Here is a 19,584-nt window from a genome sequence, read left to right on the forward strand (position 1 = left end):
CGGTGGCCGCCGGTCACCGGCGTTCGCCCAGGAAATCGAGGATGTGCCCGAACACGTCGAGGGCCGCTCCCCTGCCGAGGAACGTGTCCAGGTGGCCGTAGCCGGGGATCTCGGTGTACGTCACGTCGAGCTGCGGCTGACGGTGAGCGAGGACGTCGTGGCAGAGCTTCTGGGAGTCGAGCCACAGGCCGTTCTCGCTGCCCGCGAGGAGCAGGACGGGGGTGTCGATACGGGCGGCCGCGTCCAGGGCGTTCTGCGGGAGGGCGCGGTAGCGGTGGTCGGTGTCGTGCCAGCGCACGACGGTGCGGGCCAGTTCGATGCGGCGCAGGTGCGGCAGGATCCACAGGGGCGCGGGGCCGAGGAGTTCGGCGAGCCGGCCGTGGGTGGTGTCGGTCAGGTGCTCGTGGACGAAGAGGGACGCGCCGGTCCCCCAGGCCGAGTTGTGCAGGATCTGGCAGGTGGGGTCCGGGCAGGTCGCCTTGCGGGAGGCCAGCGCGAACAGCGGGGTGTACTTCGACCACAGGCCGACCTGGCGGAAGTCGACGGGGATGTGGTCGATACGGGACTTCAGCAGTTCCCCGGCCAGCGTCATGCGCAGGGAGGTGCGGCCCGCGAGCTTCGGCGTGAGGAAGACGCCCTGGGAGACGACGCCCGCGAGGCCCGGCACCAGTCCCGCCGTCATGCTCAGGGAGAGCGTGAGCGAGCCGATGCAGTGGGCGACCGCGAACAGGGGGCGGTCGCCGATGCGGGTGCGGATGTGGGCGACGGCCTCGGGGATGTCGTACAGGGCGACGTCGTCGTAGGTGTAGCGGCGGCCCGTCTCGTTGTAGGGCAGCCGGCGACTGCCCCGCCAGTCGAGCAGCCAGGGCTCGTAGCCCTCGTCCAGGAGGACGTCGACCAGGTTGCGGGTCTCGGGCAGCAGGAACATGTCGGCCGAGGCGGTGTGCCCGTGCAGGAGCAGCACGGCGGGGCGGTCCCGGTCGCCCCGGTCGCCGGGGTCGATGCGGGTCAGGCCGAGGCGTACGCCGTCGCTCGTGTGGAACGGGATCTCCTCGACCTTGGCCGGGTCGAGCCGGTGGTGGAGAGGGCGCAAGGTCGTGGTGGTCCTCACCCTGCGCAGGGCGGGCCGGGTGGCGGTCCTGGGGTTCGGTGTGCGGAAGATCATCGGCGGTGCTCCGTGGGGGTCTGGGTGCGGCGCAGGTCGAGCAGGTCCGCGGCGGCCCGGGCGAAGGGGCCGAGCAGGCCGCGGCCCATCTCCAGGCCGAACCAGGCGAGCCAGGTGAGCTTGGCGGCGCGCTTCTCCTGGCTGGTCAGGCGCGGGTCGACCTTGATGCCGTCGATCTGGTCGCGTACGTAGGAGTCCGCGGGGACGACGACTTCGCCGGCGAGGCTCGCCGGTTCGCCTTCGCGGCCGATTTCCACGGTGAGGGCTCGGGTCTGGCGCCAGACGTCACGGCGGGCGCGGGCGTACTTGTGGCCCTCCAGCCACCAGCGGCCACCGTCGGCGTCCGTCAACTGGAGCCGGTAGCGAAGGAGTTGGTGGCGCAGGCCGTGCCGCTGCGGGATGCCCTCCTCGGGGCGGATCCAGATGTCGCCGCGCTCCACGGTCAACGGCTCGGCGTGCAGGGCCGGACAGGTGACCTCGCCCCGGACGTCGACGCGGCGGTCCGTCACCAGCTGGTGCATGCTCGCGATGGAGAGGGTGAGGGCCATGGCGCAGGGGGTGTCGGGGCTGCCTGCGACGGGGCCGACGCCGCCCCTGGTGGTCTCGGTGAACCACAGGTAGGGCTGGTCGTCCTTGTGCGGGAGCCGGGCCAGACCGTCGTGGGCGAGGGCCTCGAACGTCTTCACCTGCGCCCGGGCGTCGTAGCGGGCGGCGGGTGGCAGGCCGAGGGCCTCGACGAGCGCGCCGGTGCGGTCGGCGGTGGCGGCCGGGCCCTTCAGGGTCGCCTCACACAGCTTCAGGGCCGTGGGGCTCTGCAACACCCGGGTGAGGAAGGCCAGTTCGGGTATCGGCTCGGCCTCCAGGCGGGCGAGGGCGTCGGAGCGCCACTCGTCCCAGTCCTGTACGCGGACGTGCATCCCGCCGAAGGCCATGTCCCGTACGACGTCGTCGAGGGTGTTGGGCACGCCGGTGAGGTTGTAGTCGAAGCCCCAGGCGTCGGGCTCGCAGATAGCGGCGACGGCGACGCGGCTGACCCAGTCGACCGGGGCGGCGTTGAGGTAGCGGAAGGCGGGCACCGTACGGAACCGGCCGAAGGCCGAGATGAGGCCGCTGCTGAGGTCCTGGGGGTTGTAGGCGCCGGTCCTGGTGTGGCCGCCGATGCCGCCCGGCCGCAGGGCCGTCACCACCAGGCCGTGGTCCCGGGCGCGCCGCAGGGCGACTTCCGCGGCCCACTTGGTCTGGTCGTAGCCGGCGACGAGCCGGTCGATGTGCGCGAGGGGGTCGTCCTCGCCCATGGAGGGGATGCCGACCTCGTTGAAGACGGCGATGGAGGAGATGTGGTGCAGCGGCTTGGGGCGGCCGGTAGCGGCGAGTTCGGCGAGGGTGAGGGCGCCGAGGACGTTGCTGGTGCGCAGTGACTGGTAGCCGCGCAGGAAGTCCACGGCCGCCGCGACCGAGACGACGCTGTCCAGTTCGTGGGTGAGGGTGTGCCAGAGGTCGTCGGACAGGCCCAGGTGCGGATGGCGGATGTCGCCGGGGAGCACGGTGATCCGGCGGCGCACCTCCGACGACCAGGGCAGACCGTAGCTCCTTAGCGCCTCGCCGAGCCGGGCCGTGGCCGCCTCCTCGTCGGCGGCGCGGACCAGGCAGTGCACGTGGGCGTCGCTGTGCCGCAGCAGGTCCAGGAGCATATGGCTGCCGAGGAAGCCGGTGGCGCCGGTCAGCAGGATGCGGCGGGGCGGGAGGGGCTCGGGCGGGGCGGTGAAGGGGAGGCGGTCGGCGAGGGCCAGGTCGGCGAGGATCTGGCTGAGGTCCTCGGGGCGGGCCGTGGAGTCCGGCGGGGTGGTCAGGGGTGGGGCGGCGGCCATGGGCGTCGCCGGCTCGACGGGCTGCGGCGGTACGGCGATCGCGGCTCCGGTGCTTTCCAGCCGCCGTCTGGCCAAGGCGATGGGCCGGGCGTCGGCGAACACCTCGTCCAGGTCGACCGACACGCCCAGCTCGCCCTCCAGCGCCGAGACGAGTTCGACGGCGTTCACGGAGGTGCCGCCGGCGTCGAAGAAGTCGGCGTCGGGCGCCAGTTGTCCCGCCGGCACGAAGCGGCCCGCCACGGCCGCGATGGCGGTGGCGAGTTCATCGGGACCGCGCGAGAGGTCCGCACCCGCAGCGGTCGGTGGAGCGTCGGCACCGGGCCGCTCGGGCGGCCCGGTCGGCTCGGTCGGCTCCGTCGCCCCCTTGACCCTGGCCAGCAGGTCGGTCACGGTCAGCCCGACACCGCCCCGCTCTATGGCCTCCGCGGTCGCCCGCTGGTCGGCGGCCGCCGACACGTTCTCGTTCACCTCACGCATGAGAGCCCTTCACGGTGTTGCCCTGCCCTTTCATCGCTGCCGACAGCCATCCGCACGCACGCCACCCCGTACCGTCATGGGCGCCGCCAAGAGCGGAACGTCCTCAGGTGCTCCGGTGTGACGACGGCCTCCAGTCGGTCGTCGTCCTGATCGCCGCCGCCCAGTGCCGACAGCAGCCGGCGGGCCGGGGCGTTGCGCGCGGTGCGTTCCGCCGTCAGGCGGACCTTGGCGCAGCACAGTTCCTCGGCGCGCTCGGCCAGCCACCGCAGGAGCCGTTCCTCGACACCCCGACCGAGCGCCCGGCAGCTCATCAGCCAGGCCAAAACGTCGAGTTGGTCGCCCTCGCGGCGCACGGCGAGGAGGCCGATCTGGCCGTAGTCGCCGAAGCGGTCACGGGCCGACGCCGTCCAGATCTCGCCGTGCTCGCGCCACCGGGCGACGTCGCCGCCGTCGGCAGAGCGGGCGCGGAGAGTGAACTGGTTGGTGCGGCGCAGGAGTTGCTCGGCCCGCCGCACATCGGCGTCGGCCAGCGCCCGGACCTCGACCTCCAGTTCCAACTGCTCCAGGAACTCCTCGAATCCGGCCTGTTCCCGTACGGCGTCCCGCTCCCGCTCCTGCTCGTAGAACCGCGCCCGCAGCGCGTCCTCGGCCGTCCCCGCCGCGGGGACCAGCGGCCACAACCGGCCCAGGAAGTCCGGTAGTTCGGCCGCCGGCGGGCAGGTCACCGACAGCACCTGCGGCAGCGCGGCGCGCATCCTGGCGATCTCGGCCGGGTTGTCGTCGAGGAAGAGGAAGCTGTCCAGGCCGAGGTTGAGCGTGCGCGCCGTATCGGCGAGGCGGGTCGGCTTGGGGCCCCAGGCCGCCGAGAGCACGCTGAAGTGGTCCGCCTTCAGCAGGCTGTCCGCGCGGTCCAGTACGGCGCGGACGGTGTCCTCGTCGTTGTTGCTGACCAGCACCAGCAGCGCGCCCGCCGCGCGCCACTGGAGCAGCCGGTGCGCCAGCAGGGCTCGCGGACCGGTCAGGTCCACGGCCTCGGGGCCGATCTCGCCCGCCACGCCGCCCCACAGGGTCTCGTCGCCGTCGACCGCGATCACCTTGGGCGCCGGGCGCCGTACGGACCGCACGGCCTCGGCGAGGCGAAGGGCGACGGCCGCCTGGAAGTGCGGGGTGAACGGCAGGTGGGCCACGCGTTCGGTGCGCTCGTCGAAGACGTCGTCGACGGGGTGGCGGCGGGTCCAGTCGCCGGGGCCGAGGACGGCGATGCCGGGCACCTCGGCCAGTTCGGCGGCGATCTCCCGCTCCCACCGCTCAAGGCGGTCCTCGACCTGTGCGGTGGGCGGGAAGCCGACGATCAGCGGCTTGCGGGTGCGTTCGGCGACCTCGCGCAGCGCGGCCGGGTAGGCGGTGCGCAGTTCGGCGAGCAGCGTGTCGTCGATCGGGCCGAAGCGTTGCAGGTCCGTGGCCCGCAACAGGACGACGCCCACGGTCGTGGCCGGGTCGGCGAACACTCCGGAGGGGTCGCGCAGGCTCGCCGTCACATGGTGGTACGGGGCTTCCGCGACCGTCGTCACGCTGCCGTCCGGCGCCGACTCGTTGACGGCCGTCTCGCACATCAGGGGCAGGTTGCCGAGGGCGAAGGTGGCGGCGAGCGCGAGCCTGCGGGGCGACTCGGCGTGCGGTGTATCCGTACGCACCCGCCCCGACGGATCCTCGGCCGTCTCCGCCAGCAGACTCAGCAACTCCTCCCCCAGCTCGGCCACCGTCGCCGCGTCCAGGATGTCGAGGTTGTGGTCGAGGCGGATCCGGCCCACGTCCGGGGTCATGGTGATCATCAGGTCGAGGTCCGAGTAGCCGGTCCCGGCCGGCAGCACCTCCAGGCCGGTCAGCCCGCGAGCGGCGCGTACGTAGTTGAAGTACACCTCCACCAGCGGCGCGTTCGCCCGGTACAGCCCCTGTTCGGCCAGCACCGGCAGCACGTCGGAGAACATGGCACCCTTGGTCAGCACCCGCTCCAGCCGCCCGTCGGTGCGGCGCAGCACCTCCTCGATCCGCTCCCCCGCGTTCGCCTCGGCGGGGAAGGGCACCGGCACGCCGAAGAAGCCCACCGCGTCATAGGCGTCGGCGTGGATGCGGGTGTCCACGGGCACGGCGAGGACGAAACGTTCCCGCTCGCGCTTCCGGGCCAGCAGGACGGTCAGGGTGCCGAGGCAGAAGGCCGCGGGCGTCACGGCCAGGCGGCTCGCGGCGGCCGAGATCCGGTCCGTCAGCCCGTCGGGGATCGGCACGGTGACACTGCCGGCGCGGTACGAGCGGGTCTGCGGGCGCGGCCGGCTCAGGGCGAGGTCGAGGCGTGCGCTGCCCCGGAACGCCTCGCGCCACTCGCTCGCGTCGGTGCTCCCGTCGGCGTGCTCACCGGTCCGCTGGGCCTCGATCAGCAGTTGGACGTCGCGGTTGGTGACGGTGTCGCCGAGTGCCGCACCGGACAGCTCGGCATCGATCTCGCCCGCCACCAGCAGCAGCGACTGCAGATCGCTGACGGCGTGGTGGGCGCCGTACACCAGGACCTGGCCGCGCTCACCGCCGTCCAGCAGCTCGAATCGCCACAGGGGCGCGGCCGCGAGGTCGAACGGTGGCTCCAGGAGCTCGCGCAGCCGGTCGGCGGCGTCGAGGGCGGCGGTGTCCGGCACGACCGTCCACCGCAGCAGGGGTTCCGGCAGTTCGCGGTGCACGCTCAGCCGGCGTCCGCCCTCGGCGGCGGTGACGACGGCGGTGCGCAGGGCCGCGTGCCGTGCGGTGAGGCGGGTGAGGATGCCGGTGAGCGCCTCGCGGGTGGTGGGCGTAGTGAGACGTACCGCGAGGCCGACGGCGTGGGCCGCGTCCGGCATGCCCGGCTGGGCGCTGCGCAGCAGCCGTACGACGTCGCGGGTCGCGGTGTGCGATTCGGTCGCCGGAATCTCGGTCGCCCGATCCGGTTCGTCCGCTGCCGCTGTCCGTCGTTCGGGCAGTGCCGTGCCGAGGGCCTGGGCGAGGCCGCGGATGTCGGCGGCCGAGAAGACGGTGGCGGCGGGGAGTTCGACGCCGAGTTCGCGGGCGAAGGAGTTGCGCAGGCGCACCAGCATGAGGGAGTCGAGGCCGAGTTCCTTCAGGGCCGTGGTCGCGGACACCTGGACCGCGCCGCCGGAGACCTCGCCGATCCTGGCGCGTACGTACGCTTCCAGGCGTACGGTCCGCTCGGTGTCGCTCGTCGCCGCGAGCACCTTCTTGACCAGGTCGTCCGTGCCGGGTGTGCCGGTGGGGACGGCGACCAGGTCGGCCAGGATCGGGCGGGTGCGGGCGGCGTCGGGGTCGAGGGCCAGCATCTCCCAGTCCAGGGCCAGCGGGGCGAGCTGGCGGCGGCCCGTGCTCAGCACGCGTTCGAACAGCTCACCGCCGTCCTGCGCGGAGAAGGCGACCAGGCCCGAGCGGGCGGTCTCGGCCTCGCGGGTGCCGGACTCGGCCACCATGCCGACGCCGGACCAGGCACCCCAGTCCAGGCTGAGCGCCCGCCGGTCGGTACGGGAGAGGTGGTGGGCCCAGGCGTCGAGGAAGGCGTTGGCCGCCGAGTACGGGCTCTGTCCGGCCGAGCCGAGCAGGCCGGCCGCGGATGCGAACAGCACGAAGTCGGCTGCTTCCGGGGTGAGTTCGGTGAGCAGGGCGGTGCCCAGGACCTTGGGGGCGAGGACGCGCAGGACGCGCCCGTCGGTCAGGTTGGCGATCGTGGCGTCGTCCAGGACGCCGGCCGCGTGCACGACGCCGGTGATCGGCCCGAGTGCGTGGCGTACGGCGTCCAGGGCGGCCGTCAGCCCTTCGCGGTCGGCGACGTCCGCGCGTGCCAGGTGCACGGTCACGCCCCGCTCTTCGAGCGTCCGGATCCAGCCGAGGGCGTCGTCGGTGGGCGCGCCGCGGCTCATCAGGGCCAGCCGGCGGGCGCCCCGGCCGGCGAGCCGTTCGGCGACGACCCGCCCGAGGCCGCCCAGGCCACCGGTGATCAGGTACACGCCGCCCGGAGTGATCGCGCCCTGGCCGCCGTCGTCGGGGCGGGTGCGGGTCAGGCGGGGTACGAGTCGTCCGGTCCCGCGCAGCGCGACGAGCCGTTCGTCGTCGGCGTGCCGCAGTTGGGTCCACAGGGCGTCGGCGCCGCCCGTCGCCGGCAGGTCGACGAGGGTGGTCCGCAGCTCGGGGTGCTCTTGCGCCAACGCGAGCCCGAAGCCCCAGGCGAGCGCTTGCTGGGGGTGGGTCACCTGCGTGCTGTCACCGGCGGCCTGGCTGCCCCGTGCGACGACGAAGAGGCGGGGCGTCCGGCCGCCCTGCGAACGATCCGCGAGCGTGCGCACCAGGTGCAGGGTGCTCAGGCAGCACAGCCGGGCCGCCTCCTGTGCCGTGCCGGCGTCCTCGATCGCGGGGGCGTCCAAGGCGGACAACTGGACGATCCGCTCGGGTGGTTCGCTCGCGAAGGCCTCGTCGAGCAGGCGCGCGAGGTGGTGCGGGTCGGCCGGGTCGAGGACGTAGCGTCCGGGGCCTTCGGCGGTGAAGGTCCGCCCTTTTCGCGCGATCACATACGGCACGTCGGTCGCGAGCCGTTCCGCGACCTCGGCCGCCACGCCCGTCTCGTCGGCCAGGACGAGCCAGCTTCCGCGCGGGGGCGGTTCGTCGGCGATCGGGCGCGGCTGCCAGCGGGTCTCGAACAGCGCCCCGTCCAGCGGCGAGAGCGCGGCCAGCTCGAACTCCTCCGCCTCCAGCAGCAGTTGGTCGTGCTCGTCGTACAGGCGAAGGTCCAGGGTCGCGGTGTCCCCGGACACCGACCGCAGCTCGCAGGTCACCCAGACGGGAGTGGTGCGCAGCCCGGTGTGGCGGAGCCGTCCGACTCCGGCGGGCACGAACGCCCGTCCCTGCGGTGCGTCGGCGGGCAGCGCGGCGGTGTGGAAGGCGGCGTCGAGGACGGCCGGGTGCAGCAGGTGGCCGGCGGCGGGCTTGTCGGCGAGCCGGGCCAGGGCGGCGGAATGGGTGCGGTGGCCGGACTCCAGGCCGCGGAAGGCGGGGCCGTATTCGATGCCGAGGGCGGCGAGAGCGCCGTAGACGCCGGGCAGATCGACCTGCTCGGTGCACCGTTCGCGCAGTGCGGCGAGCGGCTCGGCGGCGGATTCGGCGCCGGTGACGGCGACGCGTCCGGCGACGTGGCGTTCCCAGCCTGCGCGCCGTCCGTCGCCGGTGGGCGCCGAGGCGATGGTGAAGTCCCAACAGCCGTCGGCGGCGGGTCGCAGGACGAGCTGCAGCCGGGTCGGGCGGGACTCGTCGAGGCGCAGCGGCTGGAGGAACCGCACGTCGGCGAGCCGTACGTCACCTCCGTCCCGTACGACGGACGCGGCCTCCAGCGCCATGCCGAGGAAGGCGGCGCCGGGCAGCCACACCTCGCCGGTCACCCGGTGGTCGGTGAGATAGGCGAAGCGGCTGTCGCGCAGGTCCACCTCGCTCTGGAAGATGTGCCGGTCTGCCTCGTCGCTGGCCTCGACGTGCGTGCCCAGAAGCGGTGAGGCGCCGCCGGTGGCGGTGGTCGGCGCGGGGGCGAGCCAGTGGCGTTCGCGGGCGAAGGCGTAGGTGGGCAGGTCGACGCGGCGGCCCGCCGGGAACAGGGCCCGCCAGTCGGGGGTGTGGCTGGCTGTGTACAGCTCTCCCAGCCTGCCGAGCAGTGCGTCCCGCCCGCCGTGCTGGCGGCGCAGCGTGCCGACGCTCACCGCGTCGATTCCGGCCTCGGCCGCCACCGCCTCGACGGCGGAGCCCAGCGAGGGGTGCGGGCTCAGCTCGACGAAGTAGCGGTAACCGTCGTCCAGCATGCGGCGGATGGTCTCCGCGAAGCGGACGGGCTCGCTGAGGTTGGCGTACCAGTACTCGGGGTCCAGTCGGTCGCCGGAAACGGGTTCCGCCAGCACCGTCGAGTACACAGGGGTGCCGCTGTGGCCGCCCTGGATGCCGGCGAAGCGGTCGAGCAGTTCGTCGCGCAGCGGTGCCATCAGCGGGGTGTGCGAGGCGAACGGGGTCGACAGCGACCGGGCCTCGATGCCCTGTTCGTCGAGGCTCCGGCGCAGGTCGGCCAGTGCGTCGGCGGCACCCGAAACGGCGGTGGAGTGCGGGCCGTTGACGGCCGCGACGAAGAGGCGGCCGGCGTACGGGGCGAGCAGTTCCTCGACCCGGGGGCGGGGCAGGTTCAGGGAGAGCATGCCGCCCTTGCCCGCGACGGGTACGACCGCCTGGGCCCGCCCGGTCACCACGGCCACGGCGTCGTCCAGGGTGAGGGCGCCGGCACTGTACGCGGCGGCGATCTCGCCGAGGCTGTGCCCGGTCACGGCGTCCGGGGAGACGCCCAGCGAGCGCCAGGCGGCCGTCAGTGCCGCGTTCACCGCGAACAGCGTCGGCTGCAGGTACTCGGTCCGCTCCAGCGGGGAGAACTCCTCGGGCGCCCGCAGGGCGTTGAGCACCGACCAGCCGGCGCGCCGCCGCACGGCCTCGTCGATGCGGGTCAGTTCCTCGCGGAAGGCGTCCGACTCCCGGATCAGGTCGAGGCCCATGCCGGGCCACTGACCGCCGTGTCCGGCGTAGACGAAGGCGATCTTGCCCGTCTGCTCCTCCCGGAGCGCGGGGAGCGGGATCCGCCCGGACGCCAACTCGCCCAGGAGGGCCCGAAGTTCGTCGCGGTCCTCGGCCACGACCGCCGTGCGCCGCTCGAAGTGGCTGCGGTGGCGGGCCAGGGTGTGGGCGAGGTCCGGCAGCGCGGCGGAGTCGTGGGCGAGGTGGTGTGCCAGAGCGGCGGCCTGCCCGCGCAGGCCCGCCTCGCCGCGGCCGGAGAGGACGAACAGGCGCTTGCCGGCGGGAGGTTCGGCGGCGGGATCGGGCGACAGGGACTGGGACTGGGGCGCCTCCTCCACGATCACATGTGCGTTGGTGCCGCTGATCCCGAAGGCGCTGACGCCCGCGCGCCGCACCCGTTCGGGATCCCGTGGCCAGGCGTGGGCCTCGTTCAGTACGCGCAGTCCGCTGTCCGCCCAGTCGACGTGCCGGCTGGGCGTGTCGGCGTGCAGGGTGCGCGGCAGGGTCTCGTGGCGCAGGGACTGCACGACCTTGATCAGGCCGACCACGCCCGAGGCCGCCTGGGTGTGTCCCACGTTGGACTTCAGCGAGCCCAGGTACAGCGGGCGTCCCTCGGCGCGCGAGGCGCCGAAGACCTCCGCGAGGGCGTTCGCCTCGATCGGGTCGCCCAGCGTCGTGCCCGTGCCGTGCGCCTCGACGTGGTCGATGTCCTCGGCCCGCAGCCCGGACCGGGCCAGGGCGCGGCGGATCACCTGCCCCTGCGCGGGTCCGTTGGGCGCGGACAGGCCCTGGCTGCGGCCGTCCTGGTTGACGGCGGTGCCGCGCAGCACGGCCAGGATCCGGTCGCCGTCGCGCCGGGCGTCGCTCAGCCGCTTCAGTACGACCATCCCGGCGCCCTCGGCCCAGATGGCGCCGTCGGCGGCGTCGGAGAAGGAGCGGCAGCGGCCGGTCGGGGACAGGCCGCGCAGCCGGCTGAACTCGACGAAGGTCTGCGGCGTGACCATCAGGGTGACGCCGCCGGCGAGCGCCAGATCGCACTCTCCCGCGCGCAGCGCCTGCGCCGCCAGGTGCACGGCCACGAGCGACGAGGAGCACGCCGTGTCCACGGTCAGCGCGGGCCCGTTCAGCCCCAGTGTGTAGGCGAGGCGGCCGGAGGCCACGCTCAGGGCGGAGCCCGTGCCGACGTATCCGTCGAGTTGGTCGAGGCGGGTGCCGGAGAGGTAGTCGCTGCCGAACATGCCGACGTACACGCCGGTGGTGCTGCCCGCCAGTTCGGCCGGCACGATGCCGGCGCGCTCCAGCGACTCCCAGGCCGTCTCCAGCAGCAGCCGCTGCTGCGGGTCCATGGCCGCCGCCTCCTTCGGGGTGATGCCGAAGAAGGCCGCGTCGAAGGACTCGATGTCGTCGAGGAAGCCGCCCTCGCGGGCGTATGACTTGCCGGGCACGTCCGGGTCGGGGTCGTACAGCGACTCGACGTCCCACCGTCCCGCCGGGAACGGTCCGACGGCGTCCCGGCCCTCCGCGACCAGGCGCCACAGGCCCTCGGGGTCGGTGACTCCGCCTGGCAGCCGGCAGGCCATGGCGACGAGGGCCACCGGCTCGTCGGAGGAGGAGGCGGGTGCGGGTGGAGATGCGGGTGCGGGTGGAGATGCGGGTGCGGGTGCGGCCTGGCGGCTCGGGCGGGCCGTTGTCGCCAGGGCACCGGTCAGCAGGTGTTCGCTCAGGCGGGTCGGCGTGGGGTGGTCGAAGAGCAGGGTGGCGAGGAGCCTGGTGCCGATGCGGGCGCTGATGCGGTTGCGCAGGTCGACCGCGGTCACCGAGTCCATGCCGAGATCGCGCAGCGGCTGGTCGGGGCGGACGGACTCCGCCGAGCGCAGGCCGAGCGCGTGGGCGGCCTCCTCGCGGACCAGGGCGAGGACGCGCGCGGCGCGTTCTGGTGCCGGCAGCCGGGCCAGGCGGTCGGCCAGGGTGCGGGTGCCGGGCTGGGCCGGGCGGGTCGCGGGGAGCAGGGAGCGCCACAGTGCGTCGGTGGGCGCGGTGGCCCTGAGCCGGGGCAGGTCCAGGGCCCAGGCGACCAGGTGGGGGGCGTCGCGGCGCAGGGCGAGTTCGGTCAGGTCGCGGCCCTGGTCGGGGGTCAGGGCGCGGTGACCGAGCCGGGTCATCCGCTCCAGGTCGGCGTGCTCGGCGGCGAGCCCCTCCCCCGCCCAGGCACCGAAGGAGACCGAGACGCCGGGCAGGCCCAGGGCGCGGCGGTGCTGGGCGAGTTGGTCGAGGAAGACGTTGGCGGCCGCGTAGTTGGCCTGGCCCGCGTTGCCGACGACTCCCGCGGCGGAGGAGACCAACAGGAAGAGGTCGAGCGGGTGATCGGCGGTGAGCCGGTGCAGGTGGGCGGCGCCGTCGACCTTGGGACGCAGCACCTGGGCGAGGCGCTCGGGGCTCAGCTCGGCGACGACCCCGTCGGCGAGCACGCCGGCACAGTGCACGACCCCGCGCAGGTCCCCGATACGGCCAAGTACGTCCGTCACGGCCGCCGCGTCGGCGACGTCGCACGCGGCGACCTCGACCTCGGCGCCGAGGGCGGTGAGTTCGGCGGTGGCCTCCGCCAGGCGAGGGTCCTCGACTCCTTGACGGGACGTCAGCAGGAAGCGAGGGACGCCGTTCTCGGCGAGCATCCGGGCGATGTGGCGGCCCACCGCCCCGAGGCCACCGGTGATGAGCACGGTTCCGTCGGTGGGGATCCGCGCAGGGCTCCCGGGCGGTTCGGGACGGGCTCGTATCAGGCGCGGGGCGAGCAATTGGCCGCCGCGCAGGGCGAGTTCGGGCTCATCGGCCGGCAGCGGCGGCAGTTCGTCCGCGCCGTCGAGGTCGAGGAGGGTCAACCCGAGGTCGGGGTGTTCGGCACGGGCACCGCGTGCCAGCCCCCACAGCACCGACTGTGCGAGCCCGGAAACGGTCTCACCGTCGGCCGTTGCGACTGCTCCGCGGGTTATCCAGACCGTGCGTGCGGGCGCCTCCTCCGGCGGGAGCGCGATCAGGGCCTGCAATTCGGCAAGCGCCGTGGCCGCCAACTCGTGGGCTGCGGCGGCCGGTTCGGTGTCCGTTGTGGTCCCGGGCCAGAACCGTACGACGGTGTCGGCGTCCTCCTCTTCGCCTGCTGCGGCCGTCCACGCCACCTCGTACAGGTGCCGCCCGTTCTCCGACCCGCTGTTGAGGTCGGCCGGGTTGGCGGCCCGCAGGCGTACGCCTTCCAGGCGGCCCGCCGGGAAGCCGTCGGCGTCCCACAGGGCCACGTCCAGCGTGAGGTCCGTGCCCGAGCCGCCGGTCCGGCGCACCGCCGCGGTCAGCTCCGTCGCCCCACCGGGCGGCAGGACGCAGCGGGCCACCGCGACCGGCAGCAGGACACGCTGGTCGGAGGCGTCGAGCGCGGCGGCCACGTGGAGGGCGGCGTCCAGGAGTGCCGGGTGCACCGGGTAGGGGTCGGCCGTGTCGCGGGCCACGGGCGGCAGGCAGAGGCGGGCCAGCACGGTCCCGTCGCCGGTCGCGGTGGCCTGTCGTACGCCCTGGAAGGCGGGGCCGTAGCCGAGGCCGAGCCGGGTCAGGTGCGCGTAGGTGTCCTCGGGCCAGGCCGGTTCGGCCGTCTCGGGCCAGGTCGGGGGCACGTCGGCGGGCATGGCGGTCGGGTCGGCGGCGGACGCGGTGGCGTGCAGGGTCCAGTCCGTCGGCTCCTGGCCGCGGGGGCGGCTGTGGACCGTGATCTCCGGCACCGGTCCGGCGGTGATCACCTCGACGGACACCTCGACCGTGCCGGCGCCGGGCAGGGTGAGGGGTGCCAGGAGGAGCAGGTCGGTGACGTCGGCGGGGGTGTCGGGGCGGGCCGCGGCCAGGGCGGCGCGGCAGAGTTCCATCAGGGTGGTGCCCGAGACCACGGTCCGGCCGAAGACGGTGTGGTCGGGCAGCCAGTCGGCGGTGGCCGGGGACCACTCGTTGCGGAAGGTCCAGCGGGTCTCGTCCGCCGACTGCAGCTGGATGCCGAGCAAGGGGTGCGCGGCGCGGTCGAGGAAGCCGGGGGCGGCTTCCGTGGTGGCGGGCTCGGTCCAGTGACGCTGTTCGTCCCAGGCGTAGGTCGGCAGGTTGACCGGAGTCGTCTGCGGAACCAGGCGGCGCCAGTCGATCCGCCGTCCGTGGGCGTGGAGTTCGGCGGCGGCACGGTCCAGGCAGGCGGGGCCGTCCTCGTCGCGGCGCAGGGAGCCGACGGCGACCAGGTCCTCGTCGATGGTGCGCAGGGCGGTGAGCAGGGACGGGTGCGGGGCGAGTTCGACGAAGTGGCGGTAGCCGTCGGCGACCATGCGCTCGACGGTGGGCGCGAAGCGGACGGGTTCGCGCAGGTTGGTGTACCAGTAGTCGGCTTCGAGTACGGCGGTGACCGGTTCGCCCGTGACGGTGGAGTACCAGGCGACGGACGTGGGGCAGGTGGTGACCCCGTCGAGTTCGTCGAGGATCGTGGTGCGGATCGGCTCGACCCGCTCGGTGTGGGAGGCGTAGTCGACGTCGAGGCGCCGGGCGAAGATCTGCTGCCGGTCGAGGTCGGCGAGCAGCGCATCCACGGCGTCCACGGCACCGGCGATCACGGTCGAGCGGCCGCTGTTGACGGCGGCGACGTCGATCTCGCCGCCGTGGTCGGCGAGTCGGTCCTCGACCTCGGTGTGCGGCAGGGCGACGACGGCCATCGTGCCGGAACCGGACAGTTCGGTCAGGGCCTGGCTGCGCAGGGCGACCACGGCCGCGGCGTCGTTGAGGCTGAGCACCCCGGCGACGCAGGCCGCGGCAACCTCGCCCTGGCTGTGTCCGACGACCGCGTCCGCCCGTACTCCGCGCGCCCGCCACACGGCGGCCAGCGACACCATCACGGCGAAGAGGACCGGCTGGACGACGTCGACCCGGTCCAGGCTCGGGGCGCCCGCGTCGCCCCGCAGGACGGACGTGACCGACCAGTCGGTGAACGGGCGCAGGGCGGCGTCGCAGCGGTCGAGTTCGTCGGCGAACACCGGGTCGCGGTCGAGCAGATCGCGTGCCATGCCGGGCCACTGGGATCCCTGGCCGGGGAAGACGAACGCCAGCTTGCCCACCGGGAGGGGCTGCTGGGGGCCGACGGTCAGGTCGGTGTCGGTCCGGTCCTCGGTGAGTGCGCGCAGGGCGGTGAGCAGTTGCGCGCGGTCGGCGGCCTGGACGACGGCACGGTGCTCGAAGTGGGTGCGGTGGTGGGCCAGGGTGGCGGCGACCGCGGGGAGCGGCAACTCGGGCCGCTGCTCAAGGGTTCGGCGGAGGCGGTCGGCCTGGCCCCGGAGTGCGGGGAGGGTGCGGGCCGAGACCGGGAAGAGGGTGCTGCCGGGGAGGTCGCCGGGCGGCTGGGGCCGGTCCTCAGGCGCTTCCTCCAGCACCACATGGGCGTTGGTGCCGCTGATCCCGAAGGCGCTCACGCCCGCGCGCCGCACCCGCTCGGCATCCCGTGGCCAGGCGTGCGCCTCGCTCAGCACGCGCAGGCCGCTGTGTGCCCAGTCGACGTGCTCGGTCGCCGTCTCGGCGTGCAGGGAGGCCGGTATGCGTTCGTGGCCGAGGGCCAGCACGGTCTTGATGACGCCGGCGATGCCCGCGGCGGCCTGGGTGTGGCCGATGTTGGACTTGAGGGAGCCGACGCCGAGGGGGCGGCCTGCGGGGCGGTCGGGGCCGAACACGGCGGCCAGGGCATTGCCCTCGATGGGGTCGCCGAGCCGGGTGCCGGTGCCGTGCGCCTCGATGTGGTCCAGGTCGTGCGGCTGCAGCCCGGCCGCGTCGAGGGCGGCGCGCAGGACGCGTTCCTGGGCGGGGCCGTTGGGGGCGCTCAGGCCCTGGCTGCGGCCGTCCTGGTTGATCGCCGAGCCCTTGACGACCGCGAGGATCCGGTCGCCGTCACGGCGCGCGTCGGCGAGCCGCTTCAGCAGCACCACTCCACAGCCCTCGGCCCACACCACGCCGTCGGCGTCGGCCGAGAAGGGGCTGCACCGCCCGGACGGCGACAGCCCGCGCAGCCTGCTGAACTCGACGTGCCCGCGCGGCGTCACCAGCAGCGTCGCGCCGCCCGCCAGTGCCAGGTCGCACTCCCCGCCCGCCAGCGCCCGCGCCGCCAGATGCAGTGCGACCAGGGACGACGAGCAGGCGGTGTCGACGGTGACCGCCGGGCCCTGAAGGCCGAGGGTGTAGGCGATGCGGCCGGACGCCACGCTGGCCGCCGAGCCGGTGCCGACGTGCCCGTCGAGCTGGTCCAGGGCGGCCGAGGCCAGGTATCCGCTGTCGTAGAGGCCGATGTAGACGCCCGTGGAGCTGCCGTTCAGCGTCTCGGGGACGATCCCGGCGCGTTCGATCGCCTCCCAGCCGGTCCGCAGTAGCAGCCGCTGCTGGGGGTCCATGGCGGCGGCCTCGCGCGGCGAGATCCCGAAGAAGGCCGCGTCGAAGCGGTCGATGCCGGAGAGGTAGCCGCCGTGCAGCGAGTACGCCTTGCCGGTGGCCTCCGGGTCGGGGTCGTGCAGCCCCTGGGTGTGCCAACGGCCCGCCGGCACCTCGGTGATGGCGTCCTCGCCCTGCGCCAGCAGCCGCCACAGCGCCTCGGGGTGGTCGGCGCCGCCGGGGAACCGGCAGGCCATGGAGATGATCGCGATGTCGTCCCCGGCGCGCACGGGGGTGTCGTCCGGCGCGGGGATCTCCGCCGGGGTCCGTGCGGGCACGTCGGCGAAGACCGCCTTCGCGAGCGCGGCGATGGTGGGGTGGTTGAAGACGAGGGACGGGTCCAGGCCGCGGCCGGTCAGGGCGGACAGCTCTGCGGCCAGGGTCACCAACTGCCGCGATCCCAGCCCGAACTCGGCGATCGGGCGGTCGGGGTCGACGGCCAGCGGATCGAGCCCGGCCGTCTCGGCGACGGCCGACTCCAGCCAGACCCGCACGCCCTCCTCAGTGGTGAGGGACGGCTCGGGGGACTGCTTCGGGGACGCGTGCGCAGGCATCTGGAGAGGTGTCCTCGGGGATTCGGGCAAAGGGCGGGGCGGCCGTACGACGCACGGGGCTCGGGGTGGTGGAAACGGCCGCTGCGGGCGTCGTACGGCTGTTCTCGTCGGCGTACGACGATCGGCCGGGCGGTGTCAGCTCGGGGTGGGCGCGGTGACCGCGGCGAGGGTGCCGTCGAGGTAGGCGGCCCGGGAGGCGCGGCGCTGGATCTTGCCGCTGGAGGTCTTGGGGATGGTGCCCGGCCGGACCAGGACGACGTCGCGCACGGACAGGCCGTGGGCCTCGCCGATCCCGCTGCGCACGACGTCGATGATCTTCTCGGCCTCGGACACCGCGTCCGGGGCGATCTCGGCGACGAGGACGGTCTGTTCGCCGCCCGCTCCCCCGTCGTTGCCGTCGACGGAGAACGCGGCGGTGCAGCCGGGCCGCAGCGCCGGGTGGGCCATCTCGGCGGTCAGTTCCAGGTCCTGCGGGTAGTGGTTGCGGCCGTCGATGACGATGAGGTCCTTGAGGCGGCCGGTGACGAACAGTTCACCGTCGCGCAGGAATCCGAGGTCGCCGGTGCGCAGGAAGCTGCCGTCGTGGCCGGTCAGGGTGGCGCGGAAGGTCTCGCGGGTGGCGAGGGCGTTGCGCCAGTAGCCCTTGGCGACGCTCGCGCCGCGCACCCAGATCTCGCCGGTCTCGCCCTCGGGCAGCTCCTCGCGCCGTTCGGGGTCGGCGATGACGACGGTGACGTCGGGGCCGGGGCGGCCGGAGCTGACGGCCGCGGCGTCGGACTGGCCGGCGTGCGGGCCGGTCTCGGGGGGCGCGAGCAGGGTGGGCGGGGCGGGGACCGCGCTGCCGGTGACCATCAGGGTGGCCTCGGCGAGTCCGTAGCAGGGGTAGAGGGCCTCGCGGCGGAAGCCGGCCGGGGCGAAGGTGTCGGTGAAGCGTCGCAGGGTGGCGGCGCGTACCGGTTCGGCGCCGTTGAAGGCGACCCTCCAGCCGCTGAGGTCGAGTTCGTCGAGGAGCCGGGGGGTGGCGTGCTTCAGGCACAGCTCGTAGGCGAAGTTGGGGGCGCCGCTGGTGTGCGGGCGGTAGCGGCTGATCGCGGTCAGCCAGCGCTGGGGCTGCTGGAGGAAGTGCAGCGGCGAGAAGAGGGTGGCGGTGACACCGAGGTGGATGGTGTTGAGGACGGGGCCTATGAGGCCCATGTCGTGGTACATGGGCAGCCAGCTCACGAACATCTCGTGGCCGTACTCCGCGATGACGTCCGGGGTGTGGCCCATACGCTCGGTGATGACCCGCTCGTTGTCCAGCAGGTTTTGGTGGGTGACCATCACGCCGCGTGGGGCGGAGGTGGATCCGGAGGTGTACTGGAGGAAGGCGACCGAGTCGGCGTCGAGGTCGGGCTCGCGCCAGGAGGCGGCGGCCGCGTCGGGGATGTCCTCGGTGGCGACGCGGGTGACGCCGTCGAGCTCGGGCAGGTGCTCCGCCAGGCCGGACAGGGCCGTGATCACCTCGCGGCCGCCCAGGATCACCTTGGCGTCGGCGTCGGCGATCAGCCGCTTCATGCGGGTCAGGGCGCGGTGGTTCTGCGTACGGCCCTGCGGCGGGACGCCCGGCACGGCGACGACGCCGGCCGCGAGGCAGCCGAGGTAGCCGCAGATGAACTCCGGGCCGGGCGGGTACAGCAGCATGGCGCGGGATCCGGCGAGGCCGCGCTCCTGGAGCCAGGCGGCGACGGCCCGGGACCGCTCGGCGAGACGGCCGTAGGAGATCTCCTGGATCTCGCCGTCGCAGTCACCGGTGACGAGGTAGCGGTAGGCGGTGCGGTCGGGGTGGTGCGCGGCGTGCTGGGAGAGCAGATCGACCAGGGATCGAACCATGTTGCGAGTCTCACCTGTCTGCATCGAAGGACGACGAACTGGAGTTCGAGGGTCAGATGCGGGTTGAGCACGGATCGCTCGGTCGGCGGCCATCCCCCCGTCCAGCTTGCTACCGGCGAGTAGCACCATAGCAATCCCACCGGTTCGGCGGGCCGAACAAATGTAAACCCTACGTGTCGAAACCGAGTTGGCGCACCGGGGGTCCCGTCGGCCGCACCTTTCGGCCTCCATACCGGCGAAAGCCCGGACACCTCGGCGATCTCGGTGTCCGGGCTGCGCGAGAGGGCTTGGCTCAGCCCTCGCCCAGTCGCTTGCGCAGCAGCGACTTCCCCAGTTCGGCGCCCTTGCGGCTGTCGGCCTGGGCCTTGCGGAACAGGTCGGCCGCCTCGGTGTCCTTGCCGCGTTCCGCGTCCTCGATGTAGGTCTCCAGCCGCAGCGCGTTGTTCAGACACGCCTCCACGTACCAGATCAGGTTGTAGTCCTTGTCCTGCGTACCGGTGATGCCGCCGGTCTCCGTGCCACTGGTCATACGGGCCTCCTCCAGCGTCGT

General features: G+C 73.8%; 5 protein-coding genes. All 5 read right to left on the reverse strand.

Annotation, left to right across the window (positions count from 1 at the left end; all coding sequences use genetic code 11):
- Window positions 1-13: 13 nt before the first annotated feature.
- The 5 genes from IM697_RS25030 to IM697_RS25050 all read right to left on the reverse strand — a co-directional run bounded on the left by IM697_RS25030 (window position 14) and on the right by IM697_RS25050 (window position 19,563).
- Window positions 14-1,165 (reverse strand): alpha/beta hydrolase, encoded by a 1,152-nt coding sequence (locus IM697_RS25030; protein WP_194038348.1) that lies wholly within the window; start codon window positions 1,163-1,165, stop codon window positions 14-16.
- Window positions 1,162-3,510 carry a thioester reductase domain-containing protein gene (locus IM697_RS25035; RefSeq protein ID WP_194038349.1) on the reverse strand — a complete coding sequence of 783 codons (2,349 nt, stop codon included), beginning with the start codon at window positions 3,508-3,510 and terminating at the stop codon, window positions 1,162-1,164. The genes IM697_RS25030 and IM697_RS25035 overlap by 4 nt, the downstream gene beginning before the upstream one ends.
- 74 nt (window positions 3,511-3,584) lie before the next feature.
- Entirely contained in the window at window positions 3,585-17,165 is a 13,581-nt protein-coding gene (locus tag IM697_RS25040; RefSeq protein ID WP_194038350.1) for a type I polyketide synthase, read from the reverse strand.
- Between the two features lie 135 nt (window positions 17,166-17,300).
- Window positions 17,301-19,034: a fatty acyl-AMP ligase gene (locus IM697_RS25045; protein WP_194038351.1), complete on the reverse strand. Its 1,734-nt coding sequence runs from the start codon at window positions 19,032-19,034 to the stop codon at window positions 17,301-17,303.
- Window positions 19,035-19,326: 292 nt separating this feature from the next.
- The gene (locus IM697_RS25050) at window positions 19,327-19,563 is read right to left on the reverse strand and encodes a hypothetical protein (protein WP_194038352.1); all 237 of its coding nucleotides are present in this window, start codon (window positions 19,561-19,563) and stop codon (window positions 19,327-19,329) included.
- Between the last annotated feature and the right edge of the window lie 21 nt (window positions 19,564-19,584).

The sequence above is a fragment of the Streptomyces ferrugineus genome (genome assembly GCF_015160855.1).
GTDB classification, from domain to species: domain Bacteria; phylum Actinomycetota; class Actinomycetes; order Streptomycetales; family Streptomycetaceae; genus Streptomyces; species Streptomyces ferrugineus.

Coding starts and splice junctions, on each gene's coding strand:
- IM697_RS25040 (WP_194038350.1), bottom strand. CDS start 17,165: ATGCCTGCGCACGCGTCCCCGAAGCAGTCCCCCGAGCCGTCCCTCACC.
- IM697_RS25035 (WP_194038349.1), bottom strand. CDS start 3,510: ATGCGTGAGGTGAACGAGAACGTGTCGGCGGCCGCCGACCAGCGGGCG.
- IM697_RS25030 (WP_194038348.1), bottom strand. CDS start 1,165: ATGATCTTCCGCACACCGAACCCCAGGACCGCCACCCGGCCCGCCCTG.
- IM697_RS25050 (WP_194038352.1), bottom strand. CDS start 19,563: ATGACCAGTGGCACGGAGACCGGCGGCATCACCGGTACGCAGGACAAG.
- IM697_RS25045 (WP_194038351.1), bottom strand. CDS start 19,034: ATGGTTCGATCCCTGGTCGATCTGCTCTCCCAGCACGCCGCGCACCAC.